Source organism: Mesorhizobium sp. ESP6-5, from assembly GCF_020164695.1.
GTDB classification, from domain to species: domain Bacteria; phylum Pseudomonadota; class Alphaproteobacteria; order Rhizobiales; family Rhizobiaceae; genus Mesorhizobium; species Mesorhizobium australicum.
Map to the genome: position 1 here is coordinate 26,114 of NZ_JAIUGR010000005.1, position 23,906 is coordinate 50,019.

At 63.3% G+C, this 23,906-nt stretch carries 29 protein-coding genes, 2 tRNA genes and 1 pseudogene; 13 read left to right on the forward strand and 19 right to left on the reverse strand.

Going from position 1 to position 23,906, the window contains the following annotated elements; translation table 11 throughout:
• Positions 1–4 precede the first annotated feature (4 nt).
• Entirely contained in the window at positions 5–640 is a 636-nt protein-coding gene (locus LB524_RS09325) for a DUF1326 domain-containing protein (protein ID WP_023773469.1), read from the reverse strand.
• Positions 641–982: 342 nt separating this feature from the next.
• Here LB524_RS09325 and LB524_RS09330 point away from each other — a divergent pair, with 342 nt between their 5' ends.
• The 5 genes from LB524_RS09330 (at position 983) to LB524_RS09350 (ending at position 5,181) form a co-directional block, all read left to right on the forward strand.
• On the forward strand, positions 983–2,170 hold the full coding sequence (locus tag LB524_RS09330) for a cystathionine beta-lyase (protein ID WP_224525518.1): 1,188 nt from the start codon (positions 983–985) through the stop codon (positions 2,168–2,170).
• 207 nt (positions 2,171–2,377) lie between these two features.
• Entirely contained in the window at positions 2,378–3,457 is a 1,080-nt protein-coding gene (locus LB524_RS09335; RefSeq protein ID WP_224525521.1) for an HPP family protein, read from the forward strand.
• A gap of 89 nt (positions 3,458–3,546) precedes the next feature.
• A complete protein-coding gene (locus LB524_RS09340; protein ID WP_224525523.1) occupies positions 3,547–4,233 on the forward strand; it encodes an RNA polymerase sigma factor in 687 nt (228 codons plus the stop codon).
• Positions 4,234–4,339: 106 nt separating this feature from the next.
• On the forward strand, positions 4,340–4,864 hold the full coding sequence (locus LB524_RS09345; RefSeq protein WP_015318420.1) for a DUF4142 domain-containing protein: 525 nt from the start codon (positions 4,340–4,342) through the stop codon (positions 4,862–4,864).
• A complete protein-coding gene (locus LB524_RS09350; RefSeq protein WP_181171288.1) occupies positions 4,861–5,181 on the forward strand; it encodes a cupredoxin family copper-binding protein in 321 nt (106 codons plus the stop codon). Before LB524_RS09345 ends, LB524_RS09350 begins: the two co-directional genes overlap by 4 nt.
• Here LB524_RS09350 and LB524_RS09355 read toward each other — a convergent pair.
• The gene (locus LB524_RS09355; RefSeq protein WP_224525526.1) at positions 5,127–6,023 is read right to left on the reverse strand and encodes a crotonase/enoyl-CoA hydratase family protein; all 897 of its coding nucleotides are present in this window, start codon (positions 6,021–6,023) and stop codon (positions 5,127–5,129) included. The genes LB524_RS09350 and LB524_RS09355 overlap by 55 nt on opposite strands.
• A gap of 84 nt (positions 6,024–6,107) precedes the next feature.
• Between LB524_RS09355 and LB524_RS09360 the strand changes: the two genes are divergently transcribed.
• Positions 6,108–6,695, forward strand: coding sequence for a TetR/AcrR family transcriptional regulator (locus LB524_RS09360; protein WP_015318423.1), 588 nt, complete (start codon positions 6,108–6,110; stop codon positions 6,693–6,695).
• 2 nt (positions 6,696–6,697) lie between these two features.
• Here LB524_RS09360 and LB524_RS09365 read toward each other — a convergent pair whose 3' ends face one another.
• The 6 genes from LB524_RS09365 to LB524_RS09390 form a co-directional block, all read right to left on the reverse strand.
• Complete coding sequence (locus LB524_RS09365; RefSeq protein WP_015318424.1) at positions 6,698–7,924, reverse strand: anion transporter; 1,227 nt, start codon at positions 7,922–7,924, stop codon at positions 6,698–6,700.
• 153 nt (positions 7,925–8,077) lie between these two features.
• Positions 8,078–9,076: a glycosyltransferase family 4 protein gene (locus LB524_RS09370; RefSeq protein ID WP_224525529.1), complete on the reverse strand. Its 999-nt coding sequence runs from the start codon at positions 9,074–9,076 to the stop codon at positions 8,078–8,080.
• A 168-nt stretch (positions 9,077–9,244) separates the two neighbouring features.
• Positions 9,245–10,033 carry a GGDEF domain-containing protein gene (locus LB524_RS09375; protein ID WP_224525533.1) on the reverse strand — a complete coding sequence of 263 codons (789 nt, stop codon included), beginning with the start codon at positions 10,031–10,033 and terminating at the stop codon, positions 9,245–9,247.
• Positions 10,034–10,233: 200 nt separating this feature from the next.
• Positions 10,234–10,455, reverse strand: coding sequence for a hypothetical protein (locus LB524_RS09380; RefSeq protein ID WP_015318427.1), 222 nt, complete (start codon positions 10,453–10,455; stop codon positions 10,234–10,236).
• Between the two features lie 268 nt (positions 10,456–10,723).
• Positions 10,724–10,800, reverse strand: a tRNA-Arg gene (locus tag LB524_RS09385).
• Between the two features lie 44 nt (positions 10,801–10,844).
• Positions 10,845–11,150: an ETC complex I subunit gene (locus LB524_RS09390; RefSeq protein ID WP_015318428.1), complete on the reverse strand. Its 306-nt coding sequence runs from the start codon at positions 11,148–11,150 to the stop codon at positions 10,845–10,847.
• A gap of 124 nt (positions 11,151–11,274) precedes the next feature.
• Here LB524_RS09390 and LB524_RS09395 point away from each other — a divergent pair.
• Positions 11,275–11,351 (forward strand) — tRNA-Pro (locus tag LB524_RS09395).
• Between the two features lie 24 nt (positions 11,352–11,375).
• Positions 11,376–11,756 carry a hypothetical protein gene (locus tag LB524_RS09400; RefSeq protein WP_224525536.1) on the forward strand — a complete coding sequence of 127 codons (381 nt, stop codon included), beginning with the start codon at positions 11,376–11,378 and terminating at the stop codon, positions 11,754–11,756.
• A gap of 28 nt (positions 11,757–11,784) precedes the next feature.
• On the opposite strand, the gene LB524_RS09405 is transcribed toward LB524_RS09400, so the two are convergent.
• From LB524_RS09405 to LB524_RS09425, 5 genes and pseudogenes are all read right to left on the reverse strand, one after another.
• Entirely contained in the window at positions 11,785–12,174 is a 390-nt protein-coding gene (locus LB524_RS09405) for a type II toxin-antitoxin system VapC family toxin (protein ID WP_224525539.1), read from the reverse strand.
• Entirely contained in the window at positions 12,171–12,425 is a 255-nt protein-coding gene (locus LB524_RS09410) for a type II toxin-antitoxin system Phd/YefM family antitoxin (protein ID WP_224525542.1), read from the reverse strand. The genes LB524_RS09405 and LB524_RS09410 overlap by 4 nt, the downstream gene beginning before the upstream one ends.
• A 329-nt stretch (positions 12,426–12,754) precedes the next feature.
• Positions 12,755–13,459, reverse strand: coding sequence for a DnaA regulatory inactivator HdaA (gene hdaA / locus LB524_RS09415; protein WP_224525546.1), 705 nt, complete (start codon positions 13,457–13,459; stop codon positions 12,755–12,757).
• 1 nt (position 13,460) lies between these two features.
• Positions 13,461–14,741 carry an AI-2E family transporter gene (locus tag LB524_RS09420; protein ID WP_015318433.1) on the reverse strand — a complete coding sequence of 427 codons (1,281 nt, stop codon included), beginning with the start codon at positions 14,739–14,741 and terminating at the stop codon, positions 13,461–13,463.
• Positions 14,716–15,271, reverse strand: a pseudogene (locus tag LB524_RS09425) (CDP-alcohol phosphatidyltransferase family protein). Before LB524_RS09425 ends, LB524_RS09420 begins: the two are co-directional and overlap by 26 nt.
• A gap of 209 nt (positions 15,272–15,480) precedes the next feature.
• Between LB524_RS09425 and purM the strand changes: the two are divergent.
• The 3 genes from purM to LB524_RS09440 are packed head-to-tail and all read left to right on the forward strand — an operon-like array spanning position 15,481 to position 17,824.
• A complete protein-coding gene (gene purM / locus LB524_RS09430) occupies positions 15,481–16,590 on the forward strand; it encodes a phosphoribosylformylglycinamidine cyclo-ligase (RefSeq protein WP_140617178.1) in 1,110 nt (369 codons plus the stop codon).
• Complete coding sequence (gene purN, locus LB524_RS09435) at positions 16,587–17,300, forward strand: phosphoribosylglycinamide formyltransferase (protein WP_224525549.1); 714 nt, start codon at positions 16,587–16,589, stop codon at positions 17,298–17,300. The genes purM and purN overlap by 4 nt, the downstream gene beginning before the upstream one ends.
• 14 nt (positions 17,301–17,314) lie before the next feature.
• On the forward strand, positions 17,315–17,824 hold the full coding sequence (locus tag LB524_RS09440; protein WP_015318437.1) for a SixA phosphatase family protein: 510 nt from the start codon (positions 17,315–17,317) through the stop codon (positions 17,822–17,824).
• Positions 17,825–17,874: 50 nt separating this feature from the next.
• On the opposite strand, the gene LB524_RS09445 is transcribed toward LB524_RS09440, so the two are convergent.
• From LB524_RS09445 to LB524_RS09460, 4 genes are all read right to left on the reverse strand, one after another.
• Positions 17,875–18,114, reverse strand: coding sequence for a DUF680 domain-containing protein (locus LB524_RS09445; protein WP_224525552.1), 240 nt, complete (start codon positions 18,112–18,114; stop codon positions 17,875–17,877).
• A gap of 206 nt (positions 18,115–18,320) precedes the next feature.
• Positions 18,321–18,554, reverse strand: a complete 234-nt coding sequence (locus tag LB524_RS09450; RefSeq protein ID WP_015318439.1) for a DUF680 domain-containing protein — start codon at positions 18,552–18,554, stop codon at positions 18,321–18,323.
• 442 nt (positions 18,555–18,996) lie between these two features.
• Positions 18,997–19,224: a DUF680 domain-containing protein gene (locus tag LB524_RS09455; protein ID WP_015318440.1), complete on the reverse strand. Its 228-nt coding sequence runs from the start codon at positions 19,222–19,224 to the stop codon at positions 18,997–18,999.
• A 45-nt stretch (positions 19,225–19,269) separates the two neighbouring features.
• Positions 19,270–19,470 (reverse strand): DUF680 domain-containing protein, encoded by a 201-nt coding sequence (locus LB524_RS09460; protein ID WP_015318441.1) that lies wholly within the window; start codon positions 19,468–19,470, stop codon positions 19,270–19,272.
• 481 nt (positions 19,471–19,951) lie between these two features.
• Here LB524_RS09460 and LB524_RS09465 point away from each other — a divergent pair, with 481 nt between their 5' ends.
• Together LB524_RS09465 and LB524_RS09470 are read left to right on the forward strand one after the other, a co-directional pair.
• The gene (locus LB524_RS09465; RefSeq protein ID WP_224525555.1) at positions 19,952–20,629 is read left to right on the forward strand and encodes a response regulator; all 678 of its coding nucleotides are present in this window, start codon (positions 19,952–19,954) and stop codon (positions 20,627–20,629) included.
• 12 nt (positions 20,630–20,641) lie between these two features.
• Entirely contained in the window at positions 20,642–21,994 is a 1,353-nt protein-coding gene (locus LB524_RS09470; RefSeq protein WP_224525557.1) for a sensor histidine kinase, read from the forward strand.
• A 45-nt stretch (positions 21,995–22,039) separates the two neighbouring features.
• Here the strand turns inward: LB524_RS09470 and LB524_RS09475 are convergent, their stop codons facing one another.
• Positions 22,040–22,918: an ABC transporter permease gene (locus LB524_RS09475; protein WP_224525561.1), complete on the reverse strand. Its 879-nt coding sequence runs from the start codon at positions 22,916–22,918 to the stop codon at positions 22,040–22,042.
• A 14-nt stretch (positions 22,919–22,932) separates the two neighbouring features.
• On the reverse strand, positions 22,933–23,787 hold the full coding sequence (locus LB524_RS09480) for an ABC transporter ATP-binding protein (RefSeq protein WP_224525565.1): 855 nt from the start codon (positions 23,785–23,787) through the stop codon (positions 22,933–22,935).
• Positions 23,788–23,906 lie beyond the last annotated feature (119 nt).

Below are 23,906 nucleotides of genomic sequence, written 5' to 3' on the forward strand. Positions count from 1 at the left end.
CAGATCAATGCACGATGCCGCTCTGCGTGAGATGCAGGTTGGCGAAATGGCTATGCGTGTCCGCCACCTCGAACTTGATCGGGCTCGTCGTCTTGGTCCAGCCGCGCCCGACCTCGGCGATGGCGTATTCGAAGCCGTGCGGCAGGTCGATGCGCGCCCGGTGCTCGGCGCCGGTGACCGGGTTCTTGATCGGCTCACCACGGCCGTCGGTTACGCCCTTGACGTGCAGCCGGCCGGTTCGCCCATCGACGTCGACCTCGAAATCGATCGCGGCGAAAATCGGATCGTGGAACTTCTCCAAGGTGGTCGAAAAGACCTGGAATATTGTCGCGCCTGGTTCGGTGTCCTGACCGCCCAGTATGCGGAGCAGGGCTTCGCGCTGGGCTTCGCTGGCTCTCTCGTCGATAACCACCGCGGCCTCGCCCCTGCCCTGGTGTATCGCGCCGGGCCAGCTGAAGATGCCGACGAAGCGCAGCCCGTCGAGCTTGGTGTCGCCGTGGTGCCCGGTCTCAATCTCCATGCCGGCGACGGCTTGGCAGAATCCGTATGTCGGCATGGCATTGAACTGGCACGGGCAGCCATAGGCGCAATTGCAGTTGATGAATTCGCGCGCCTTCATCGTCCATTTGACGTCAGGCATGACATTCCTCCCCTTTCCGCTCGCTAAGCGGGATACCCGGATCGGGATCAGGAGATAGCCGGCAAGAACCATCCGGCAGCATCTGATCGAAGCATCCGGCGATTAACATTAGAAATTTATCATATACCTTTCGCAGCCGGCTACAATAGGTTCACCAGCTGACGACCGAGCTTCCGACAGGACACTGCCGCGCGTGGTTGGTCCGATTCAGGATCAAATCGCGGGCGGTCTTCCGGACCAGGAATTGGCATATTCGAAGTCCATTCCTGGCGAACGGTGGGCTGTTGCACGGTCCACCACGCCGCATTATGGCTAGCGCCTTGTCAAACAAGGCGACCAAGAATGGCGAAAGACGGCAGCGAGCAGGGTTCCGGCACGATGGGCATCAACACGCGGCTCGCCCATTCGGGCAACAAACCGCATGACTATTTCGGCTTCGTCAACCCGCCGGTCGTGCATGCCTCGACCGTGCTGTTCCCAAATGCCGCCGCGATGGCCGCGCGCAGCCAGAAGTACACTTACGGCACGCGCGGCACACCGACGACGGACGCTCTTGCGCATGCCATTGACGCGCTGGAAGGCTCGGCCGGCACGATCGCGGTGCCGTCGGGCCTGGCGGCGGTGACCGTGCCGCTGCTCGCCTTCGTATCGGCGGGCGACCATCTGCTGATCGTCGATTCCGTCTATCATCCCACGAGAAACTTCGCCGACACGATGCTGAAGCGGCTCGGCGTTGAGGTCGAATATTATGCTCCCAATATCGGCGCGGGCATCGCGGCGTTGATCAAGCCGAACACCAGAGTGGTGTTCACCGAATCGCCGGCCTCCAACACGTTCGAGGTGCAGGACGTCCCGGCGATCGCCAAGGCGGCGCACGCGGCCGGCGCCATCGTGATGATGGACAACACATGGGCGACGCCGCTCTATTTCCGGCCACTCGACCATGGCGTCGACATCTCGATCCATGCGGCGACGAAATATCCGGCGGGCCATTCCGACGTGCTGCTCGGCACTGTCTCAGCCAATGAGGCCTGCTGGACGCAACTCTACGAGAGCTTTTGCACGCTTGGCTGCTGTGCTGGACCCGACGACGTCTACCAGGTGCTGCGCGGCCTGCGCACGATGGGTGTGCGGCTGGACCGTCACCAGCGCAGCGCACTTGCCATCGCCTCGTGGCTCGAAGGCGAAAAAGGCGTGGCGCGCGTGCTCCACCCTGCCCTTCCCAGCCATCCGGACCACGACCTTTGGAAGCGCGACTTCCGCGGTTCGAGCGGCATCTTTTCGATCGTGCTGGCCGGTGGTGGCCAGCAGGAGCAGCACGCTTTCCTCGACGCACTGCGGATCTTCGGTCTCGGCTACTCCTGGGGAGGCTATGAGAGCCTCGCGGTGCCGGTCTGGCTTGGCGACCGCGTCGTTGCGAAAGGCACTTATGAAGGTCCGCTGATACGACTGCAGATCGGCCTCGAGGATGTCGACGACTTGAAAACCGACATCCGGGGCGGGCTTGCGGCAGCGGCGCGCGCAGGCTGACCTCAAACAGAGTCAGCAAAGGGCCGCAAGCCCTTGACGCTGATGACAAAGCGCGAGGCGCTGCCAGCACTCCGGCGAAGATCGGTGCGCAATATTATTCTCCTACGTCATGACTTTACGGATTTGTTTGACTTTCAAATCGGCGAATTCGGCTGCATTGCGTGCCGCACGCATCCTCGACAGATTCAGTCCTCGCAAAGTTTTCCAATGGCCTTTCGTCTTTTTGTCCCCATCCTCGCCGGCGCCACGCTGCGCGAACGCATCCTGGCGTGTATCGGCGCCACGATCGGCATCGCGCTGACGGGCGTGATCAGCGGGCTGGCGATGGGCGGCGGCCCGCATGTGGCCCTGCTGGTCGCGCCGATGGGCGCATCCGCCGTGCTTCTGTTCGCCGTACCGGCCAGCCCGTTGGCACAACCCTGGTCGATCATCGGCGGAAATTCCATATCGGCGCTGGTCGGCGTGACCGTGGCGCATTTCATCCATGATCCGGTGATGGCCTCAGGGCTCGCGGTGGCGCTCGCCATCGCCGCGATGTCGTTCACGCGCTGTCTTCATCCGCCCGGCGGCGCCGCCGCGCTGACGGCGGTGCTCGGCGGGCCGGCCGTCATCAGCGCGGGCTTCCTGTTCCCGTTCGTGCCGGTGGCCTTGAATTCGACCATCCTGGTGGCGCTAGGCTTCCTTTTCCACAAGCTGGCGCGGCGCAATTACCCGCATGTCGCGGCACCAGCCGCCAACAGCCACGGCACCGCCGATCCGCCGGCTCAGCAGCGCGTCGGTTTCCGGCCCGAGGATATCGACGCGGCGCTGACCACACTTGACGAGACCTTCGACATCGACCGCGACGACCTCGAACGGTTGCTGAGACAAGTCGAACTGCAGGCCATGGTACGCTCGCACCGCACGCTGCTGTGCGAGGACATCATGTCGCGCGATGTGGTTTCGGTGTCCGAGCAAGCCACCGCCGACGAGGCGCGCCAGCAACTGCTCGATCACAATATCCGCACCTTGCCGGTGGTCGACGCGGATGCCCGGCTGGTTGGCGCCGTTGGCCTGCGCGAGCTGACGAAAGCCACCGGCACGGTGAAGAGCGTCATGGCAAACGCCGGCACCGCCTCGCCCGAGACGCCGGCGATGAGCCTGCTTCCGGCGCTGACCGACGGGCGCAGCCATGCCGTGGTCATCGTCGACGGCGAGCGGCATATTCTCGGCCTGATCACGCAGACCGACCTCTTGGCGGCGGCCGCACGCGTGCAGAGGGCAGACAAGGGATTGGTGGCAGCCTAGAATACCGGTCCCGGATCCCTCAGGTCCGGGAACCTTTTGCCGGCAGGCGCATCCAATGTGCAGCATTTGCACGAGGAGATCCGGTCGCGATGAGCAAGCAGCCAATGCCCGCCACGGTGCCCGCGGTTGCCGAAAGCCCTTCCGGCGACATGCAGCTCGTCCACCGCGCGCTGGCGCGCGACCCGGATGCTTTTCGCGCCATCATGAAGATACACAACCAGCGGCTCTACCGCATCGCGCGCGGCATTCTGCGCAACGACGCCGAAGCCGAGGACGTCGTCCAGGAGGCCTATGTCAGCGCCTTCGCCAGCCTGGCGGCGTTTCGCGGCCAATCCACGCTCGCCACCTGGCTGTCGCGCATCGTCATCAACGAAGCGCTCGGCCGCCTGCGCAAGAGACGTCGCACGGTGGAGATGCCTGCCGATCCGGAAGCGCGGATAATCAGGTTTCCCCTCAAATCCAACGACGATCCGGAGCGGACGATGGCGCAGCGGCAGATTCTCGCACTTGTCGAACGGGCGACCGACAGCCTGCCCGACATTTACCGCATGGTCTTCGTCGCCCGCGTCATCGAGGGCCTGAGCATGGAGGAAACCGCCGATTTGCTCGGCATGCGGCCAGAGACCGTCAAGACGAGGCTGCACCGGGCGCGCGCCCTGTTGCGCAAGGCGCTGGACGATGAAATCGGCCCTGTGCTGCTCGATGCCTTCCCCTTCGCCGGTCGGCGCTGCGAGCGACTGACCCAGGCGGTGATGGGACGGCTGGGTTTCGAATGATGCCGTCCTGATTTTCCGGGAACGTTTCTCCCCGCCCCGCATCCAATGAGCGTCAACTGCAAATTCGAGCCCGGCGCCTCCGCGCGGCCGGGCCAAGGAGGATGCCATGTTCACCCGATATACCGTCGCCCTTGCCGCCCTGCTTCTCGTCGGCGCTGCCCCGGTCTCGCAAGCCGCCGACAAGCCGACCGACCCGCAGATCGCCCATATCGCCTATACAGCAGGCGTCCTCGACATCGAGGCGGCCAAGCAGGCGATCAAGAAGTCAAAGAGCAAGGAGGTCGTCGATTTCGCCAAGGACATGGAGCGCGACCACGAAGCGGTGAACAAGCAGGCGCTCGATCTCGTCAAGAAGCTCAAGGTGAAGCCCGAGGACAACGCTACCAGCCAGGCGCTGACGAAGGCGGCGAAGGAGGAACGTGCCAAGCTCGCCAAGCTGAAAGGGGCGGCCTTCGACAAGGCTTATATCGAAAACGAGGTCGCCTATCACAAGCAGGTCAATGGCGCGCTCGAAACCCTGCTCATACCGTCGGCCAGCAATGCCGAGTTGAAGAGCCTGCTCGAGACCGGCCTCAAGATCTTCCAGGGCCATGAGCAGCATGCCGAACACGTCGCCGGCATGCTGAAATGAAAACGGGCGCCTTGGATCATCTGGCGCTGCTGGTCGTGCTGGCGTTGGTATTCACAGCGCCGGCAGCGGCGGCAACCATCCAGGTCACCGTCGACAAGCTCGTCTTTTCGCCGGCCAGCGTCGATGCCAAGGTCGGCGACACGATCGAGTGGGTGAACAAGGATGTGATCGCCCACACGGCCACCGTGAAGGGCGGCTGGGAGGTGATAATCCCGCCGAAGAAGTCGGCAAGCATGACGCTGAAGACGGCGCAAACGGTCGACTATTTCTGCCGCTTCCACCCCAACATGAAAGGACGCTTGCTGGTGGCGCCGTGATCCAGGGCCGCGGAGGCTCGCCTTGCCTCCTCGGGCCGCGCGACATGCGTCCAGGACCCGTCGTGTCCAGGCCTGTGCCTGCTGATCCAGGCATCTAGCGCCTCGCGCAAATCGGCTGTCGGGGCCATACGGGCGAACTGCTCGGCCTCGACCAGCAAGCCTTCGGCGATGCTCAGATTGAGCCCTCGCGTTACCGCCGTGAGGATGCCCGCGGCTGCCAGTCCGGAGTGCCGAAGGATACGCCTGGCCAGATTGAACGCAGCCGGCATCAGATCGTCATGCGGAACCACCTGATTGACGAGGCCAAGGTCAAGAGCCCGCTGTGGCGGGAACCAGTCGCCGGTCAAAAGCAGTTCGAGCGCGCGCTTGCGCCCGGCGAGCCTGGGCAGGCGCTGCGTTCCGCCGAAAGTCGGCGGCATTGCCAGAGTGATCTCCGGCTTGGCGAACAGCGCGCGGTCGCTGGCAATTGCAAGCGGCACGGCTTCCGTGATTTCGCAGCCGCCGCCGAAGGCGAGGCCGTTGACGGCTGCGATGACAGGCTTGCGAAAGGCTTCCAGCCTTGCCGTCAGCCGCTGTCCCCGCATGACGAAGTCTCGCAGCGCCGTCTCGGCGCCCAGCGCCACGCTGGCCGAGAATTCCTCTATGTCGGCGCCCGCCGAGAAGGCCCGCTCGCCGGCGCCCGTCAGAATGACCGCGCGGATGCGGTCGTCGACTTCAATGTCATCGAGTGTCGCGAGCAGGCGATCGATCAGCGCATAGTTCAACGCGTTCAGCTTTTCCGGGCGGTTGAGGGAAAGGACGGCAACGCCTTCCCTGTTTTCGTTCAGGACAAGATCGGTCATCTGGCTTCCTCCAGCATGGTGATGAGATGGAAGGTTACGCCATTCGCGCCTTGTGTATATTCACTAGTCGGTATACTTAAACCCATGCCCGAAGCACAAAGTCCTACCCGCAAGCGCATTGTCGACGCAGCAACCAGGTTGTTTTACGCGGAGGGGATCGGCCGTGTCAGCGTCGATGCCGTCGCCGAGGAAGCGGGTCTCACGAAGCGGACGCTCTACTACCACTTCAAGAGCAAGGACGACCTCATCGCAGCCTATCTCGACGGCCGCGATCAGCCCAATCTGAAACGGATGGCCGGCTGGTTCGAGGCTGAACAAGGTGGTGTGGACAGCAAGGTCCAAGCCATCTTCGCCAACCTGGCCCGGGCCACGCGCCATCCGAAATGGAAGGGATGCGGCTTCCTGCGCACCGCCGCGGAGCTTGCCTCCATGCCAGGGCACCCGGCGGTCAAGGTCGGGGCGCGGCACAAAAGCAATTTCGAGACATGGCTGGCGGCAGAACTGTCCGGCCACCATATCGAGGGGCCGCGGGCGCTGGCGCGCGAGATCGTGCTGCTGATCGACGGCTGCTTTTCGATCATGCTCATCCATCGCAACCCCGACTACGTCGAAGCAGCCGGACGAGCCGCGGCCACGCTTGTCAGGGCGCGAATGTCGGGCAGCCAGGCCTAGGGCTACCCCCCGAACGCCAGCCATCCCGTACCGGCCAAGAGCGTAATCAACGTCAGCGGCAGGCCGACCTTGAAGAAGGCGCCGAAAGACAACGGCGTGCCTGCGGCCTTGGACTGCTCGGCGACGATCAGATTGGCGACCGAGCCGAGCAACGTGAAGTTACCGGCGAGCGTCGAGCTCATGGCCACGACCAGCCAGGCGCGCTCGGGGTTTTCCAGGCCGGGTATGAAAGGCCTGAGCGCCAGCACGGCCGGAACATTGCTCATGACGTTGGACAACACCGCGGTGAAACCCGAAAGCCTCCAGACATCGTCGAGCCCGATGTTCTTGGCCGAGGCGATCATCTCAGGTGTCAGCAGCGTCTTTTCCGCGCCGGCAACCACCACGAACAGTCCCGCGAACATGAACAGCAGCGGTCCGTCGATCTCGCGGTAGATGCGCGATGGCTTGATGGCGCGGGTCAGCAGCAGAATGGCGCCGCCAATGAGCGCCGCCTTGGCTACGGGAACACCAGCGAAGAAGGCGATCGCCAGTCCGATGCAGACGACCACCGCCTTCAGCACCTGGCCGCGATGCATGCGGCCGCGCGAGATGTGTGGCGTCAGTTCGCCGTTGCGGGTAAATTCGGCACGGTAGACGATGCGCACGATGACGATGACCGCGACAAGGCCGAACAAGGCGACCGGCGCGAGTGCCGCCGAAAAGGCCGGATAGGAAATGCCCGACAGCGCGCCGATGACCATGTTCTGCGGATTGCCCGTGATGGTGGCGACGCTGCCGCAGTTCGAAGCGGTGGCGGTGGCGATCAGATAGGGGATCGGATTGCGGTTGATGATGCGTGTAACATGGACGACGATTGGCGCCATGACCAGGCAGATGGCATCGTTGACCAGGAAGGCCGACAGCACGCCGGTGAGGAGCGTCACCATCACCAGCAGCATGAATGGTGCATGCGCGTGCTCGATGGCGATGGCGCCAAGACCGCGAAAGGCACCCGACACCTTCAGATGAGCCACGACGATCATCATGCCGAGCAGAAGCGTGATGGTGTCGAAATTTATGGCCCGGTAGGCATCCTCCATGCTGAGCGCGCCGATGGCGATCATGGCCGCGCCGCCAAGCAGCGCGATGCCTGCCCGGTCGAGCCGCAAGCCAGGTATCCGGCCGATTGCGACGCCGGCATAGGTCAAGATCAGGATCAGCAGTGCCGCGGCGCCCGTCAATGTCATCGGTAGAAGCCCTGCTCGATCTGTCTGCGCGCCGATGCCGGCCGCCCCGCGATTCACGTGATGCCAGCTTTAGCGCGATGTCGGGATCGATGCCAAACGGGGTACGTGGATTGCTGGCCGAGGGTGTCTGGAAAGCCGGACGGCGTGGCGCCGCTAACGCCGATAGAAGTCCAACCGCTGTTGCACCGCCCGCGGCGAAAACAGCTGCTCGACGGTTCGCCGCGCCTTCTGACCCACAGCCAACCGCAGTGCCGGGTCGGCTTTAAGCTCGGCCAGGATCCGTGCTGCCTGTTGCGTCGTTTCGAACAGGAAACCGTTTTCGCCATGCCTGATATGATCGGCGTAGCCGCCATGCGAATGGCAAACGACCGGCAGGCCGCAGGCCATCGCCTCGAACACCACACGGCCGAACGTCTCCACATGCGAGCCGGTGCGATAATAGAAGACGTCGAGCGTCGGCAAAAACTGTTCGGCGGCAAATTCACCCTGCGGCAGGAGCTCGAGTTGCGAATGCGGCGCGAGCCTGTCCTTGAGCGGCATGCCGCCCTGAATCCGCACCGCATCGCCATCGGCCAGCAATGCCTCATAGAGCGCCACATCGTCAGCATGATGCTTGTCCGCCGTATCGCGGCTCAGTCGCCCCACCGTGAACGGACCGTTTGGCCTTACCTGCCGTGGCGAGAAGCGCTCGATGTCGATGGGTGACGGATGCACGACGCCCTCGACCCGCAGCATGCGCTTCTGAAAGTCGGAGATCAGCACCAGTTCGGCACCGGGCCAACCCAGCAGGCGCGGCCTGTGGGTCGTCAGGGCGATGATCTTGGGATGAAAGGTGTTGAAGACATAGATCAGCCGGCGCGGTCGCGGGATCAGATAAGGCCACATCTTGTTGCGCCAATGCGCACCGAGAAAGACATAGGTGCCGCCAGCCGGCACATTGCGTGTTGCCGGCGAGACGCGGCGTATCGGAAATTCCTGCATCAGGTCTTCGGATACGCGCGACGAGGTCGCCCAGAGGCGCACCTGGGGTTCGGCGCTCAACAGCCGATACAACTCCAGGGTTTCGCGCTCACTGCCGCCAAACGGGTTCTGAAAGCCGTTGAATAAGTGGATCATGATCGCGGTGCTTACCGGCCCGGGGCGTTTGGCCATTCAATTCCCTGCATCCGCGGGCCGTGCCGTGCCCGCGAACCGCACGATCGAGGGACTCAAGAAGCAGGAGTGTTTCTGGCGATGCTCCATACATCACTTGCGCGGAGGAAGCACACAGACAGGTATGCGTCAAGGAAGCGGTCGTGCCAGCCGGCTGCGAGGCTGCCCTCAGTGGACGGTGGGGGCGCTGAGCGGAGACACTAGAGCGGCTTCCGCCGGATCGAAGCTGACCTGATCGCGTCCATTCGACTTGGCGGCATAAAGCCGTCTGTCGGCGGCGGAGAATATTGCCTCGTAGGTGGTCGGCCCGCTGAAGCTGGTGCCGCCGATGCTGACGGAAAGCGGACAGGACCGGCCATCCGGCGAAAAGTCCATTTCGCGTATCCGTCGGCGGATGCCTTCGGCAACCAGCCAGGATTGCGAGGGGTCGACGCCGGGAAGGAATACACCGAACTCCTCACCGCCGATCCGGCCGACGATATCGGTGCCACGCAGCTGGCCTTTGATCGCCTGCGCGATCAGTTTGAGCGCCTGGTCGCCGCAATCATGGCCGAGGCGGTCGTTGATCGACTTGAAGTGGTCGGCATCGATGATCAGCAGCGCGCCGGTACGGGTCTCTTCCTGCTTGCGGGTCTGTTCGAGATAGGCCTCGACCAGCATCGAGAAGGCGCCGCGGTTCAGCACCGCCGTCAGGCTGTCCGTCGCGGCAATGACGCTGAGGTCGCGCTGGGCTATCGCCAGTTGGCGGATCTTCCACATCAGGAAAAACAGAAACGAGCCGCCGAGCACCAAGGGCAGCAGAAGGTCGGTCAGCTTAGCGCGCCAGACAGACTCGGGCGAAAGATACGGGAAATTGAACGAATCGACGAAAAACGCCACGGCAATGAAGAATGCCGTGCCGGCGGCGGTGACGGCCATCACCCTGCCCCAGCTGGTGGGCGACAGGTCCAGCTTCATCCCTTTTCACTCCGTTAGCCGTCCCTACTATGACGTGCCAACGCAAACAAAATGATAAGACTTTCCTTTCAATTCGAGATCAGGTGACGACGAGACGAGATCAGGGGCCGGGCGCTGGAGCACGATCGCCCAACAGGCGGCCGTGCCCCAATGGAGGACGCGATTTGCTCACCGGATTTCGGACAAGGGAAATTCCGAAGTCAGCGGCTGGGCGCCGGCCCAACCGCTTCGGCGACGAAGGATGCCGCGATCAGGTCGTCGGCATCCAGTTGCAAGGAACCGTCGCCAGATCCCATGATGGCGGCCACCTTGTGAAAGGTTTTCATTTCATGGCCGGAAATTTCGGCGTCTTGCATTCGGGCCCTGAGATCGGCGATACGCCGCCCCAAGGCAGGGGACGTTCCAATTTCACGTTTCGACATAGCCTTGTTTCTCCTCCCCCAACCCGCGCTTGTTTTGCCCACCCGTTCGCTTGCCCGCATAGTGCCTTTTATGAGGCTCCACGAATACAAGGCCCCGAACGCGTAGTCTTGGCCAAGGTTCCAACAGGGCCGGATCACGAAATAATTCCAGAGCCCTGTGCGGGCCGAACTCTGTTCCGGCTTCCGGTAAGCGGCGTGGCAGCACTGGCAGGCAGGGGTAGGATCGCGCGACCGCGTGAGGTCATGCAACATAAGCCATTGAAATTATTGGCGATCCCGACAGGATTCGAACCTGTGACCATCGGCTTAGAAGGCCGGTGCTCTATCCAGCTGAGCTACGGGACCGTCGGCCGGCCAACGGCCGGCTGGATGCTTGGGCCTGCCGCCTTTCAATGCGTCCAGGGCGTCCTGCGGTCATAGCGGAAATTCTCCGCATAGGAAATCTGGCGGCGCTTGGTCTCTTTCGGTTCCTCGACACGGAAGGCGAGCCCTTCCTTTTCGGCGTAGGCGACCGCTTCTTCGCGCGTGTCGAAGGTGAGCCGGATCTGGCTTCTCATGTCACCCGACGTGGTGTAGCCCATCAAGGGATCGATCTTCTTGCGCATCTCGGGGTCGAATTCCAGCACCCAATGGCCGGTCTTGGCCTTGCCGGACTGCATCGCGGTTTTGGCTGGGCTGAAAATGCGCGCGGACATGGCCACCTCTTTGTTGGCAAGGCGGCATCGCCGCCTCTTCGCCCGTCATTACTGCGCATTGGCAGCGGCGGCAAGGTTTTTGCACTTGCCATTTACCACCGAAATGAATAGGCAACAGACCGTTCGGAGTGTAGCGCAGGCTGGTAGCGCATCTGGTTTGGGACCAGAGGGTCGGGAGTTCGAATCTCTCCACTCCGACCATTTCTCATTTAAAATGCGACACCGATGGCACCGAAGGGGTTTTGGCCCTTATCCGCGTGTCATTATTTCATGCTCGCTTCCATCGGCATTGCTGGCTTAAGCTGCGGCAAACGGGGGTTGGCGGTGCTTGGGATCGATACTTGGATGTCGCTGTTCGGGCCGGCCTATTTCGCCTATGCGGGCGTGACGGTTCCGTTCATGGTGGCATGGGCGATCGCCTGTGCCGCCTTGGCGACGTGGAACAATCGCGAGAGCCGCAGGCACGGCAGGCTCGCACCTGGCATCGTCGCCTCCCGTTCGTGGGCAGCCAGCATCGGGATTTTTGTGCTGGTCGCGGCCTGCTATATCGCCGCGCACTCGGCCGTCTATCTGTTGGTCCGGCATTTCGTCAGAATGTGGCTGTGATTGGTCGCAAGCTCACCGGCCGGCAGTGCTACGTTGAGAGCACACCCTCTATATCGGTTTTCGAAAAATCGGCTCCGACATATAACAGCCGGCAAGAGTGCTCCTTCGCCACCTCGTAGGAGAAACAATCGCCGAAATTGAGCGCGGCCGGATGGCTGCCCTTGCCCCATCGCGCATAGGCTTCGGCGATACGCCGGGCCGAGGCCGGCGTTACCACCACCACCTCGAAACCAAGCCCGTCAATCAGGCTGGACAGCTCGGCGGCGACGCCACGATGGGCCGCGACGATCAGCGCCTCGGCAACGGTGCCGGCGGAGATCAGGAGGTCGTTCTCGGCTGCGAGCGCGGCCATGCAGGCGTCGGCCTGAAGTTCATTCAGGACGATCGCCATAAGCGCCGACGTATCGACCGCGATCATGGCATGCCGTCATCGCCATAAAGGAAGTCCTGGCTGCGGGCAGCGGATGGTCCGGCCTTCATCTTGGCCGCCCCTGCCGCACGCGCCGCTTCCATGAGCGTCCGGCGACCTTCCTTGCCGGGCATTGCCTTGATGGGAACCAGCCGCACGGCCGCATGGCCGTGACGGGTCAGAATGACCTCGTCGCCCGCCTCAGCGCGGCGCACCAGCTCGGTCAGCTGTCCCTTGGCGTCGGTAACGGATACCTGCATCGAATACTCCGCATGGACCATTCTCCGGTCCAAATCTTTTAATCGAGAAATAGACCATCGAGTGGTCTATTTCAAGAGTTTCGACAATGCGGGGGTGGTCCGTGTCGTTGGGGTGGATGTCCGCTGCGGCGGCACCGGCTCGATGCATTTTGAACGCAAGCTCGCCGGGCGAGAACCCCAACCGCCTCAGTCCCGGCGAGCCTACAACCTGATTTGGAACGCAATCAGGACCGGGGTTAGCCGGCAAGCTCACGCAGCAAGATAAGTGCCAGTCTTGTTTCCCAAAATGGGACTCAGTCGAGACGAGGACAGGTGGAAGCCTGAAGTCATCAAATCTCGAACTCGCCCTGCCCTTCGTCCATGGCATTGATGGTTTCGGCGGCCAGCGTCCTTGTAATCGGCATCTTGCGCTCCAGGGCGGTACGATCCAGGCGCTCCACCACACGCATCGCGGTTGCCAGAGAACGCTCGATGCGCCGCACCAAATACTGCACGACATGCGGCTCGACCTCGACCTGGCGGTCGGCGAACAGCTTGGTGATGACACCGGCGAGCAGGAGATCATCGGGCTCATGGATCTCGACGGTCGCCGCAGCCTTGAGCCGCGATGCAAGATCGGGCAGCGATGCACCCCAGGCCGAGGGAAAGCGGCGTGCGGTCAAAAGCAGCGTCGAGCCGGCGCCACGCACCGCATTGATGAGATGGAACAGGCCCAGTTCGTCGACCGCGCGTGCGTCGACATCATCGATCAGGGCCGGGCGGGCACCAAGATTTGCGATGCTGTCGCCAATGCGCCTGGCGTCGACAGTCACCGCCTTGGCGCGCGCACCCCAGATCGAGGCCAGATGCGTCTTGCCGGAGCCGGCTGGGCCCGCCAGCACGACCACCGGTGCTGGCCAATCCGGCCAGCGGTCGACCAGTGCGGCCGCCTGGTTGTTGGTACCGGAGACGACCAGCTCGTCACGCGAGTAACCGGTGCCATGGCCGAGATCGAGCGGCAACTGGCGTGGCGGGTCGGTTCGCTGCGCGGTCACTTCAGCGACGCGGTTGCGAGCGGTGGCCGCCGCCGCGATCGGCTGGCAATGCCGGCGCGGGTTCTGTCGCATGGCCTTTGTAGAGCGGCGATTCGAGATAACGGGCGATGGCAAATCGCACCAGCACCGCAACCGCCGCCGAAGCCGGCACGGCAATCAAAAGGCCGACGAAGCCGAACAGAGCGCCGAAGGCGAACAGCGCGAACATCAGCCATACAGGATGCAGGCCGACGCTTTTGCCGACCAGCCTGGGCTGCAGGATGTTGCCTTCGATGAACTGGCCGATGAAGAAGACCACCGCAACCGCGACGATCATCGTCCAGTCCGGCCAGAACTGAACGAAGGCGACGCCGACGGCCAGCACCAGCCCGGTCAATGAGCCGACATAGGGGATGAAGGAGATCAGCCCGGCGAACAGGCCGATGAGGATGGCGAAGTTCAGCCCGGTCAGCGTAAGGCCGGTGGCGTACATGGCGCCCAGCACCAGGCAGAGCGTACCCTGGCCGCGCACGAAGCCAGCGGTGGCGGTGTTGACGTCGCGCGCGATGGCGCGGACCGTGGCGACGTTGTCGCGCGGCACCCAGCTGTCGATGACCGCCACCATGCGGTCCCAGTCGAGCAGCATGTAGAAGGCCACGACCGGCGTCACCACGAACAGGCTGACCACCGAGACCAGCGCCACGCCCGAACTCCAGATCGAAGTGAAAACCGTCGTGAGCAGGCCGAAACCGGAGGTCAGCAGCGAGTTCAGCCCATCGCGCAAGCCATTGGCGTTGACGCCGAATTTCTGTTCCAGCCACTTCGGATCAAAGGAGGTGATCAGGCTCTGCAGCCGGGTCAGGTACTCCGGCAGCTTGCCGGCGAAATCGGCCATCTGTGTCGCCAGCACCGGAATGAGGATGACGAAGGCCAGCACCAGCACGATCAGGAATGTGATGAGGATGACCACCGTCGCCATGAAGCGGCTGAGGCCGAGCCGCTGCAGACGGTCGGCGACCGGATCGAGGAAATAGGCAAGCACCATGCCGGCGACGAAGGGCAGCAGGATGTCGCTGAACACATAAAGGAAGAGCGCCAGGATCGCGGCCCCCGCCAGCCAGAAGAATATCTGGCGGCGGAACGTGGACGAGGCCTCGGCCTCTGCCGCCGTCTCGCCTTCCGGCACGACGACAACCATCTGGCCGTCGTCGGTCTTGCCCAGCGCCGCCGCCTTGCGGGCGGCCGGCTTGCGGGCAGGCTTGCCGTCGATGGGCTTGTCAGCCTGATTTACCGCCTTCGCCATAGCCGCTCATATGCCTCAGCCAAGCCACGAGATAGGCCGCGGCCGAAGCCACGGTCAAGACCCCGGACAGCAATATGAGGCCTGGCCGCAGAGGGTCGAGGTGCACGGCAAAGGCGAGTTCGCCCAGCACAACCGCCGCCAGCACGATCTGGACGGCGGTATTCGCCTTCGAGGACCAGGAACGGTTTGATCTCGACCGGATGGGCCATCGCCGTGGACAACAGGACCGCGCAGACGATCAAGGCGTCACGCGACACCATGGTGACGACCAGCCACAGCGGCAACTGCCCGATGATGCCCATGACGACGAACACCGAAACCAGCAGCAGCTTGTCGGCGATCGGATCGAGATAGGCGCCGAACCTGGACTGCTGGTTGAAGCGGCGGGCGATGAAGCCGTCGACGCCGTCGGAAATGCCGGCAACGACGAAGCCGGCAAAGGCCCAGTCCCAACGCGCCTGCAGCATGGCCAACACCACGGCAGGCACCAGGACAACGCGCAGCATGGTGATCAGGTTGGGGATGGTCAACGCATTGTCCCGCCGTATTATGCGTTGAGATAGATGAGGGAGATGGAGGGCCGAGGCAAGGGAGAGCCGGCTGGGCCAGCCGCAAGCACTGAGTGCGATGCCCCCGGCTATCCACGCTTTTGTCGGCCAAACGAAGCCCGGTTCGGCCGTTATCCTTGCGGACCGAAACCGTTCATGCGAAGAGCCCGCAAACGAGCAGGAACATTGCGATGAGCAAGCGCGAAACCGGCCAGCATAAAACGGGCCAGAACAAAACGGCCAAGCGCGGAAACGGGCTCACCTATGCGCAGGCGGGCGTCGATATCGATGCCGGCAACCTCATGGTCGAGAAGATCAAGCCGCTGGTGCGCGCGACGCGCAGGCCGGGCGCCGATGGCGAGATCGGCGGCTTCGGCGGCCTGTTCGATCTGAAAGCGGCCGGTTTCACCGATCCGGTGCTGGTAGCAGCCAATGACGGCGTCGGCACCAAGCTCAAGATCGCCATCGAGGCGGGAAAACACGACACGATCGGCATCGACCTTGTCGCCATGTGCGTCAACGACATCGTCGTGCAGGGCGCCGAACCGCTGTTCTTCCTCGACTATTTCGCCACCGGCAAACTCGATCCCGATCAGGGTGCCGCGATCGTCGGCGGCATCGCGCAGGGCTGCCGTCAGGCCGGCTGCGCGCTGATCGGCGGCGAGACGGCGGAAATGCCGGGCATGTATCACGGCAAGGACTATGACCTTGCTGGCTTTGCCGTGGGTGCGGCCGAACGCGGCCAGCTCCTGCCCACCGACGACATCGTCGAGGGCGACGTGCTGCTCGGGCTGGCCTCTTCTGGCCTGCATTCGAATGGTTTCTCGCTGGTGCGCCGCATCGTCGCCGCCAGCGGTCTGGCGTGGAACGATCCAGCACCGTTCAACGACGAGGCGACGCTTGCCGAGGCACTGCTCGAACCCACCCGCATCTACGTCAAGTCGATCCTCAAGGCGATCCGCAACACGCATGGCATCAAGGCGCTGGCGCACATCACCGGCGGCGGTTTTCCGGAAAACATTCCGCGCGTGCTGCCCAAGGACTTTTCCGCCGAACTTGACCTCAATGCCATCGACGTGCCGCCGGTGTTTTCCTGGCTGGCCAAGACAGGCGGCGTGGCGCCGGAGGAGATGATGCGCACCTTCAATTGCGGCATCGGCATGATTTTGGCTGTCGCTTCCGGTCAGGCGGCGCAGGTCGCTGCCGTGCTGCAGGAAGCCGGCGAGACGGTGACGCCGATCGGCCGCATCGTGCCGCGCCGCGACGCCGGCGTCATCTATCGGGGCTCGATCGGCCTATGAGCACGCGGAGAAAACGCACCGTTGTCCTGATTTCGGGGCGCGGCTCCAACATGACCGCGCTGATCGCGGCGGCCAGCGATCCGGCCTTCCCGGCCGAGATTGCCGGCGTCATTTCCGACAAGGCGGACGCCGCCGGCCTCGGCATCGCCAGGGCACGCGGCATCGCCACCCAGGTCATTTCCCGCGCCGACCATGGCAGCAAGCAGGCGCATGACGCGGCGATCGACGCGGCACTTGCGGCCTTCAACGCCGACATCGTGGCGCTGGCCGGCTATATGCGCCTCCTGACCCCCGGCTTTGTCCAGAAATGGCAGGGCCGCATGATCAACATCCACCCTGCCCTGCTGCCGGCCTTCAAGGGGCTCGACACCCATGCGCGCGCGTTGGCCGCCGGCATCCGCATCCATGGCTGCACGGTGCATTTCGTCACGTCCGAGATGGATGATGGCCCGATCATCGCGCAAGCGGCCGTGCCGGTGATGGTCGGCGACAATGCCGATACGCTGGCCGCGCGCGTGCTCAAGGCAGAGCACCGGCTCTACCCGCTGGCGCTTGGACTGGTCGCCGAAGGCAAGGCACGCATGGAGGCCGGGCATACGGTTCTTGCCCACTTCGCCGACGATGCCGACAACGGCACCTCGGTGGTGATGGCGCCCGATCCGCTGCGCGAGGAAGCCGACCTCGAGCACCTGGCGCGGATCACGCCCTGAGCGAGAGCGCAGCGATGAAACAGCTGCTCCTGCTGCGTCATGCCAAATCGAGTTGGGACGACCCTGACCTCGACGATTTCGACCGACCGCTGGCGGAACGTGGGTTGAAGGCGGCCCGGCTGATCGGCCGCGAGCTTGGAGCGCGCAACTGGCTGCCGGATCAGGCGCTGGTGTCGCCGGCGCTGCGCACCCGCGATACCTGGCGGCTGGTGGCGGCGGAACTGCCAGTGCATCCCCGGGTCGCGTTTGCCGAGGCGCTCTACGATGCCGCAGCGGCGGATATTCTGGGTCAGCTACGCAAAGCGGACCCTTCGACCAGCTGCCTGCTGGTTCTCGGCCACAATCCGGGCCTTGAGGAGCTGGCAAAACAGCTTGCCGGACCGGGATCGGAGGCGAAGGCGCGCAAGAGGCTCGAGGAAAAGTTTCCGACAGCAGCCCTCGCGCGCTTCGTCCTTGAAGACGATTGGTCCGGGGTGTCGGCCGCCAGGCTGACACATTGCCTGCGGCCGAAGGATCTGAGCTAGAAGTCTAATGTCCGCGGGTGCGGCAGATCAGACCCGCCGCAGCCGCGACATCAGTTACCCCAGATGCCCTGGCCAGGCTCGGGCCAGTCGGTGGCTGGCTTCATCTTGGTGTCGGCGGTCTTGTGTTTGATCATATCCGTGTCGTTGACGGCGCCCGTGGCGGCGTGATCCACGCCGGCGACCGGGGCGACCGGCTGGTTGGCATTGTCGGAGCCATAGTGGTCGCTGCCGGCGAATGCACCCCCGGCTGCGAGAAGGATAGCGGCGGTAGCGAGAGCAAGTCTGTTCATTTCAATCTCCTGGTTCATCCGTTGGGCGGCGTCTTGGGAGGACGGTTCCGCTGAGGAGAAGACCAGAAGCAGCCTGGTTTTATTCCTGGACGTGAGATGTTTCTGCCGACTGGTAAGATCGGCGGCCTTCGGTCTGAACCTCAAAACAAGAGCGGCGGGCCAGGCCCACCGCTCTTTGTCGTCAAGCCAGGCGAGGCCGGCGTGGATCAGTTGCCCCAGTTGCCCTGGCCGGGATCAGGCTGATTGGAATCGGGCGTCAGCTTGAAACCGCGGTGTTCGACCGGTTTGCGGATCGAAGCCGTATAGCTGTGGTCGATTTTACCCGCGGGCGCGGTGACCGCCGGCTGATTGACATTGTCAGAGCCATAATTGTCGCTGCCGGCGAAGGCGCCGCCCGTGGCAACGAGAATGGCGGCGGCGGTAAGTGCGATCCTGTTCATTTCTTTACTCCGATAGGTCTGGTCTGTCCGTCAAGTGGCGTGCCTTTGGGAGGAATTTCGCGTCGCTCGGACCAGCTGAAAGTGGGTTTTTCGTTCGTCGGCTTCCAATCACGAAGATGTTCCTTCACGGCCCGATTTCGGACATCGAGGCTGGGGCACGGATTCGGCAGAAGTGTTTTTTATCAACGCTATCAGTCTCTTGTTGCGCAACTCACGGAGTATCACGCTTTGTTTCGCCGAGGGGGCGTTCGCCGGGCGTTCACGGAGCGTCAACATTAATTGAACCGATTGGTTCGATCCGTGATCGGCGCGCTGGCCGGCACTTGTTCGATGGCTATCCGGCACGACTGAACCCGACTGGCTCGCCTGATTCCATTTGTCACAAAACAAGAGCGGCGGGCCAGGCCCACCGCTCTTTGTAGTCACGCGATGCTAGAAGGGATTAGCGGCCCCAGATGCCCTGGCCCGACTGAGCCGGAACGTTGGCATTGGCATCGGCCTGCGCCTTGTCCGCCTTCAGGATCGAACCGGTGTGGAAGGTGTCGACGTTGGAGGTCGACTGGCTGGCAACCGGCTGGTTGGCGTTGTCGGAACCGTAGTTGTCGCTGCCGGCAAAAGCGGTGCCAGTGGCAACGAGGATGGCAGCGGCGGTGAGTGCGATCTTGGTCATTTCAAGTACTCCTGAATTCAAAGTTGGACGGATCGGCAGTCGCGATTAGCGGCCGAAGAGGTTGCGGTCAGCGCCCTGCGGAGCCTGGACCGACGCGGCCGTCGACTTCGAGGTCGAAGCAGTGACCGAATGGTCGACAGTGGCGGCAGGCTGGTTGGCGTTGGCCGAGCCATAATTGTCGCTGCCGGCAAAAGCAGTGCCCGTGGCAACGAGGATGGCGGCGGCGGTAAGAGCGATCTTGGTCATTTTATTTACTCCAGAATTTCTTTGTTCTGTCCGTCTAGTGGCGTGCCCCTTGGGAGGATTTCGCGTCGCTCGGACCACCTCCAGATGGGGAAGGCCTTTTGGAATTACCAGTCGCGTCGGTTTTGCAGTATTTCATCATATTATGGACAATGCATATTGCATTGCAGCATTTTCAGCCTGAATTCTCAAACGTTTTCAGGAGATTAGCGTTTCTCCCGCAGACGCAAACACCAACCGACTCACGCCTATTGTTCACTGTTTACGATACAATCCGTCAACCAGAACCGAACCGTTCGGTTCGATTTATGTTTCAAACGAGGCATCTAGCCCGCGAAAAACCATCGCCGGCCGCAGCCAAGCCGCATTTGCCTTGCGTTGCGATCGATACTATCGATCATCCGGGTTCCGATTGCCGAATGGGATCGTCGATCGAGCCTTGGTGGCCGTTGAGACCGAAGTGGATGCTGGAACGGCAATAGACATGCGATTGCTGCTTGTGGAGGACAATCGCGAACTGGCGGACTGGCTAGGCAAGACCTTGCGCCAGGCGAATTATGTCGTTGACATCGTCCGTGACGGCGAGGATGTCGAGCACGCGCTTGCCGCCGGCGACCACGCGCTTGTCATTCTCGACCTTGCGTTGCCCCGCATGGGCGGACTGGAAGTGCTGCGCATGCTGCGAGCCCGCGGCAACCGGGTGCCGGTGATCGTACTGACCGCCAATGCCAGCCTCGATGGCCGGGTCAAAGGCCTCAACGAAGGCGCCGACGATTATCTGGCGAAGCCCTTCCAGGTAGAGGAGCTCGAAGCGCGCATCCGCGTCCAACTGCGCCGCGCCAATGACCGGACGGCACCGGTCGTTGCCTGCGGCGACCTCATCTTCGACACCAACACCAGGCTGTTTTCGCTCGGCGGTGAAACACTGGCCCTGACACCACGCGAACATGCCGTGCTTGAACAATTGATGATCAAGGCGGGACGCACGGTAAGCAAGGCCGCCCTGTCGGCGGCGATCTACGATTTCGAGACCGACGCCGATCCAAGCGCCATCGAGATCTATGTGCACCGTGTGCGCAAGAAGCTCGAGGGGTCGCGGGTCCAGATCACCACTTTGCGTGGCCTCGGCTATCTCTTGTGCCATGAGGATCTGGCGCCATGATGATTTGGCGCTATGAAGACTAACAGCCTGCGTCTGCAATTGCTGGCCTGGGTCGTGCTCCCCCTGGCCGGGCTTGCGACCATCAATCTGTGGACCAGCCAGCGCAACGCTCTGGCGACCGCCGATCTGGTCACCGACCGCATGCTGGTCGGCTCGGCCCGCGCCATCGCCGAGCAGGTCGCCATGGCCGATGGCGTACTCGATGCCACCATCCCGCCGGCGGCGATCGAGATGTTCGATACCGGCGATCGCGACAGCGTCTACTATCGCGTCGAGACCGCCGGAGGACGGTTGCTGACCGGTTACCCCGATTTGCCGCAAGCGCCGCGGCATGCGAGCACCGAGGCGAGCTATCGCGACCATATGTTGCGGCTCTTGACGCTCAGCCACGCGGTGATCGGCGCCGGCGGCGATTCCCCCATAACGGTCACCGTGGGCATAACGCTCTCCGGGCATGATGCGATGGTGAAGCGGCTGTGGTTCAGCGCCTTCGTCCAGCAACTGGCGCTGGTGGCGATCGCCGGCGTGTTCGTGCTGCTTGGCCTGCGCCGCGGCCTGGCGCCATTGATGAGCCTGCGCGACGCGGTGCGTTCGCCAAGCCGAAGCGACCTCGATCCGGTTGACGTGCCGGGCGCGCAGAGCGAAATCCGGCCTCTGATAGAGGCGCTCAACGCCTACATGGAACGGGTGCGCGCGCAGATGGGAGCGCAGCGCCGTTTCATCGCCAATGCCGCACATCAATTGCGCACGCCGCTGGCGCTGCTATCGACGCAGGCAAGCTATGCGCTACGCGAAACCGCCACCGATGCGCGCCAGGAAGCGCTGGTGGCGCTGCAGGCCAGCTCCGGCAAGCTGGCGCGGCTGGCCGAACAATTGCTCACCCTGTCGCGTGCCGAGCCTGGCAGCCGGCGGCCACGCGCCGATCGCATCGACCTGACAGAAGCCGCCCGCCATGTACTGGAAACGCAGGCGCCCGCGGCGATCGCCCGCAAGATCGATCTCGGGCTGGAGGAAACAGGGCCGGTTGCAGTCATTGGCGACGGCACCATGCTGCGCGAGATGATCGTAAATCTTGTCGACAACGCGCTGCGTTACTCGACGGCAGGCGCCAGCGTGACGGTGAAGCTGGCCGCCATCGATAGCGAAGCCGTGTTGACGGTAGCCGATGACGGACCCGGCATCCCGGCCGAAGAGCGGGATCACGTGTTCGAGCGCTTTTATCGCATCGCCGGTTCGACCGAGGAAGGCAGCGGCCTGGGCCTCGCCATCGTGCGCGAGGTTGTCGAGAATGCCGGCGGCCGCGTCACCCTCGGGGATGGCGCGGCCGGCGGTCTGGTGGTCGAGGTCAGGTTGCCCCTGGCCTGAACCGACCCGCACCAAGCGCGGGCTCGTACTGTCCTCGGAACAAAATCAGGTGCCCTGCTCGTTGAACGGCGCCGGCCGCCACTTGACGACATAGTTCTCGAAGCGGGTGATGATGAATTCCACCACCAGCGCCATAACCGCCAGGATGATCATGGCGGCGAAGACGCCATTGGCGTTGAAGGCGCCCTGCGCGGTCGAGATCAGCAGGCCCATGCCTTGCTTGGCGCCGAGGAATTCGCCGACCACGGCGCCGACCAAGGCAAAGCCGAAGCTGACATGCAGGCTGGCCAGGATCCAGCTCATCGCCGACGGGATAATGACGGTGCGGGTGATCTGGAACGGCGAGGCACCGAGGATCTGGGCGTTGGCGATCATCGCCCTGTCGGCCTCGCGAACCCCCTGGAAGGCGTTGGCGAAAACGACGAAGAACACCATCACCACGGCGAGCGCCACTTTCGAGGCCATGCCGAGGCCGAGCGCGATGATGAAGACAGAGCCGAGCACGACGCGCGGCACGGAATTGGCGATCTTGATGTAGATCGAAAAGACATCGGCCAGCAGCCGGTTGCGGCCGAGAATGATGCCGGCGGCGATGCCGCCCAGTGCGCCGATGGCGAAGCCGAGGAAGGTTTCCTCCAGCGTCACATAGATCTGCAGCCAGAGCGGTCCCTGCGAGGTGCCCTCGGTGATCCAGGACCAGATCTGTTCCCAGATGCCCGAGGGGCTGGCGAAGAAGAACGGGTCGATGATGTTATAGTCGGCGCCGAGTTCCCACAGGCCAAGGAACGCAACGAGGATAGCCAGGCGCAGGCCGATGACCAAAGCATGGCGGCGGCGCAGCCGGGCCCTCGCCCGGACCTCGGCAACGGCAATGGAGGCATCGCGGACGGCGGCATGGGAAGCGGTGGGAGAGATAGCGGTCATGTTGGTGTCTCCTCTCAATGCCCGCTCTGCAAGGTGCGGCTCTGGCCGAGCTGCACTTCTTCGCGCAGGTCGTTCCAGATCACCTTGGCGATCTCGACGAATTTCGGGTCGTAACGGATGTCGACCATGACACGCGGACGCGGCAGGTCGATGCGGTAGACACTCTTGACCGTTCCCGGCCCGGCGGTGAGCACATAGACCTTGTCGGCCAGCGCCACCGCCTCCTCCAGATCGTGGGTGACGAAGACGACGGAGGATTTCTGTTCCGACCACAGGCCGAGCAATTCGTCCTGCATGGCCGTGCGCGTCTGCATGTCGAGCGCACTGAACGGCTCGTCCATAAGCAGAATCTTCGGCTGGTTGATGAAGGTCTGGGCAAGGGCGACGCGCTTGCGCATGCCGCCCGAAAGCTGGTGCGGATAATGTTTTTCGAAGCGGCCGAGGCCGACGCGGGCGATCCAGTCGCGGGCCCGATCATAGGCCTGCGCCTTGGGGATCCCGCGATAAAGCGGACCGGCGGCGACATTGTCGATGACGCTTCGCCAGGGAAAAAGCGCATCGGCCTGGAAGACGAAACCGATGTCGCGGCTGATATCGGTGACCGGTTTGCCCATGACGCGGACATGACCTGTGGTCGGCCGCAGCAGGCCGGTGACGAGGTTGAGCGTCGTCGACTTGCCGCAGCCGGTCGGCCCGACGACGCAGGCGAATTCGCCACGCGCCACCGTCATGGTGAAGTCGCGGATCGCCGTCATCATATGGCCGTCGGGCGTGACGAAGCGTAGCGTCACATCATCGATGGCGATCGCGGCATCGGCCGGCGGCGCGGCCTGAGACAACTTCTCAGCCGCCATCGTTTGCACTTGCATGGCATACTCCTGTGGCGATGATGCGAGAATGCCTGCGGCCAAAACTTGTGGTCGCCATCTCTCGACATCGGTAGGCGCGCCGCTGCCAAATCGATTCAGGCCAGCGGCGCAACTTGTTG

Bases quoted from the DNA above. Each gene is read 5' to 3' on its own strand.
- LB524_RS09325 (WP_023773469.1), bottom strand. From the start codon at position 640: ATGCCTGACGTCAAATGGACGATGAAGGCGCGCGAATTCATCAACTGC.
- LB524_RS09480 (WP_224525565.1), bottom strand. From the start codon at position 23,787: ATGCAAGTGCAAACGATGGCGGCTGAGAAGTTGTCTCAGGCCGCGCCG.
- LB524_RS09455 (WP_015318440.1), bottom strand. From the start codon at position 19,224: ATGACCAAGATCGCACTCACCGCCGCTGCCATCCTCGTTGCCACTGGC.
- LB524_RS09420 (WP_015318433.1), bottom strand. From the start codon at position 14,741: ATGGCGAAGGCGGTAAATCAGGCTGACAAGCCCATCGACGGCAAGCCT.
- LB524_RS09465 (WP_224525555.1), top strand. From the start codon at position 19,952: ATGCGATTGCTGCTTGTGGAGGACAATCGCGAACTGGCGGACTGGCTA.
- LB524_RS09460 (WP_015318441.1), bottom strand. From the start codon at position 19,470: ATGACCAAGATCGCTCTTACCGCCGCCGCCATCCTCGTTGCCACGGGC.
- LB524_RS09450 (WP_015318439.1), bottom strand. From the start codon at position 18,554: ATGAACAGGATCGCACTTACCGCCGCCGCCATTCTCGTTGCCACGGGC.
- LB524_RS09470 (WP_224525557.1), top strand. From the start codon at position 20,642: ATGAAGACTAACAGCCTGCGTCTGCAATTGCTGGCCTGGGTCGTGCTC.
- LB524_RS09475 (WP_224525561.1), bottom strand. From the start codon at position 22,918: ATGACCGCTATCTCTCCCACCGCTTCCCATGCCGCCGTCCGCGATGCC.
- LB524_RS09360 (WP_015318423.1), top strand. From the start codon at position 6,108: ATGCCCGAAGCACAAAGTCCTACCCGCAAGCGCATTGTCGACGCAGCA.
- LB524_RS09335 (WP_224525521.1), top strand. From the start codon at position 2,378: ATGGCCTTTCGTCTTTTTGTCCCCATCCTCGCCGGCGCCACGCTGCGC.
- LB524_RS09440 (WP_015318437.1), top strand. From the start codon at position 17,315: ATGAAACAGCTGCTCCTGCTGCGTCATGCCAAATCGAGTTGGGACGAC.
- LB524_RS09380 (WP_015318427.1), bottom strand. From the start codon at position 10,455: ATGTCGAAACGTGAAATTGGAACGTCCCCTGCCTTGGGGCGGCGTATC.
- LB524_RS09400 (WP_224525536.1), top strand. From the start codon at position 11,376: ATGGCACCGAAGGGGTTTTGGCCCTTATCCGCGTGTCATTATTTCATG.
- LB524_RS09355 (WP_224525526.1), bottom strand. From the start codon at position 6,023: ATGACCGATCTTGTCCTGAACGAAAACAGGGAAGGCGTTGCCGTCCTT.
- LB524_RS09390 (WP_015318428.1), bottom strand. From the start codon at position 11,150: ATGTCCGCGCGCATTTTCAGCCCAGCCAAAACCGCGATGCAGTCCGGC.
- LB524_RS09365 (WP_015318424.1), bottom strand. From the start codon at position 7,924: ATGACATTGACGGGCGCCGCGGCACTGCTGATCCTGATCTTGACCTAT.
- LB524_RS09410 (WP_224525542.1), bottom strand. From the start codon at position 12,425: ATGCAGGTATCCGTTACCGACGCCAAGGGACAGCTGACCGAGCTGGTG.
- purM (WP_140617178.1), top strand. From the start codon at position 15,481: ATGAGCAAGCGCGAAACCGGCCAGCATAAAACGGGCCAGAACAAAACG.
- LB524_RS09445 (WP_224525552.1), bottom strand. From the start codon at position 18,114: ATGAACAGACTTGCTCTCGCTACCGCCGCTATCCTTCTCGCAGCCGGG.
- LB524_RS09405 (WP_224525539.1), bottom strand. From the start codon at position 12,174: ATGATCGCGGTCGATACGTCGGCGCTTATGGCGATCGTCCTGAATGAA.
- LB524_RS09340 (WP_224525523.1), top strand. From the start codon at position 3,547: ATGAGCAAGCAGCCAATGCCCGCCACGGTGCCCGCGGTTGCCGAAAGC.
- LB524_RS09350 (WP_181171288.1), top strand. From the start codon at position 4,861: ATGAAAACGGGCGCCTTGGATCATCTGGCGCTGCTGGTCGTGCTGGCG.
- LB524_RS09330 (WP_224525518.1), top strand. From the start codon at position 983: ATGGCGAAAGACGGCAGCGAGCAGGGTTCCGGCACGATGGGCATCAAC.
- purN (WP_224525549.1), top strand. From the start codon at position 16,587: ATGAGCACGCGGAGAAAACGCACCGTTGTCCTGATTTCGGGGCGCGGC.
- LB524_RS09370 (WP_224525529.1), bottom strand. From the start codon at position 9,076: ATGGCCAAACGCCCCGGGCCGGTAAGCACCGCGATCATGATCCACTTA.
- LB524_RS09375 (WP_224525533.1), bottom strand. From the start codon at position 10,033: ATGAAGCTGGACCTGTCGCCCACCAGCTGGGGCAGGGTGATGGCCGTC.
- LB524_RS09345 (WP_015318420.1), top strand. From the start codon at position 4,340: ATGTTCACCCGATATACCGTCGCCCTTGCCGCCCTGCTTCTCGTCGGC.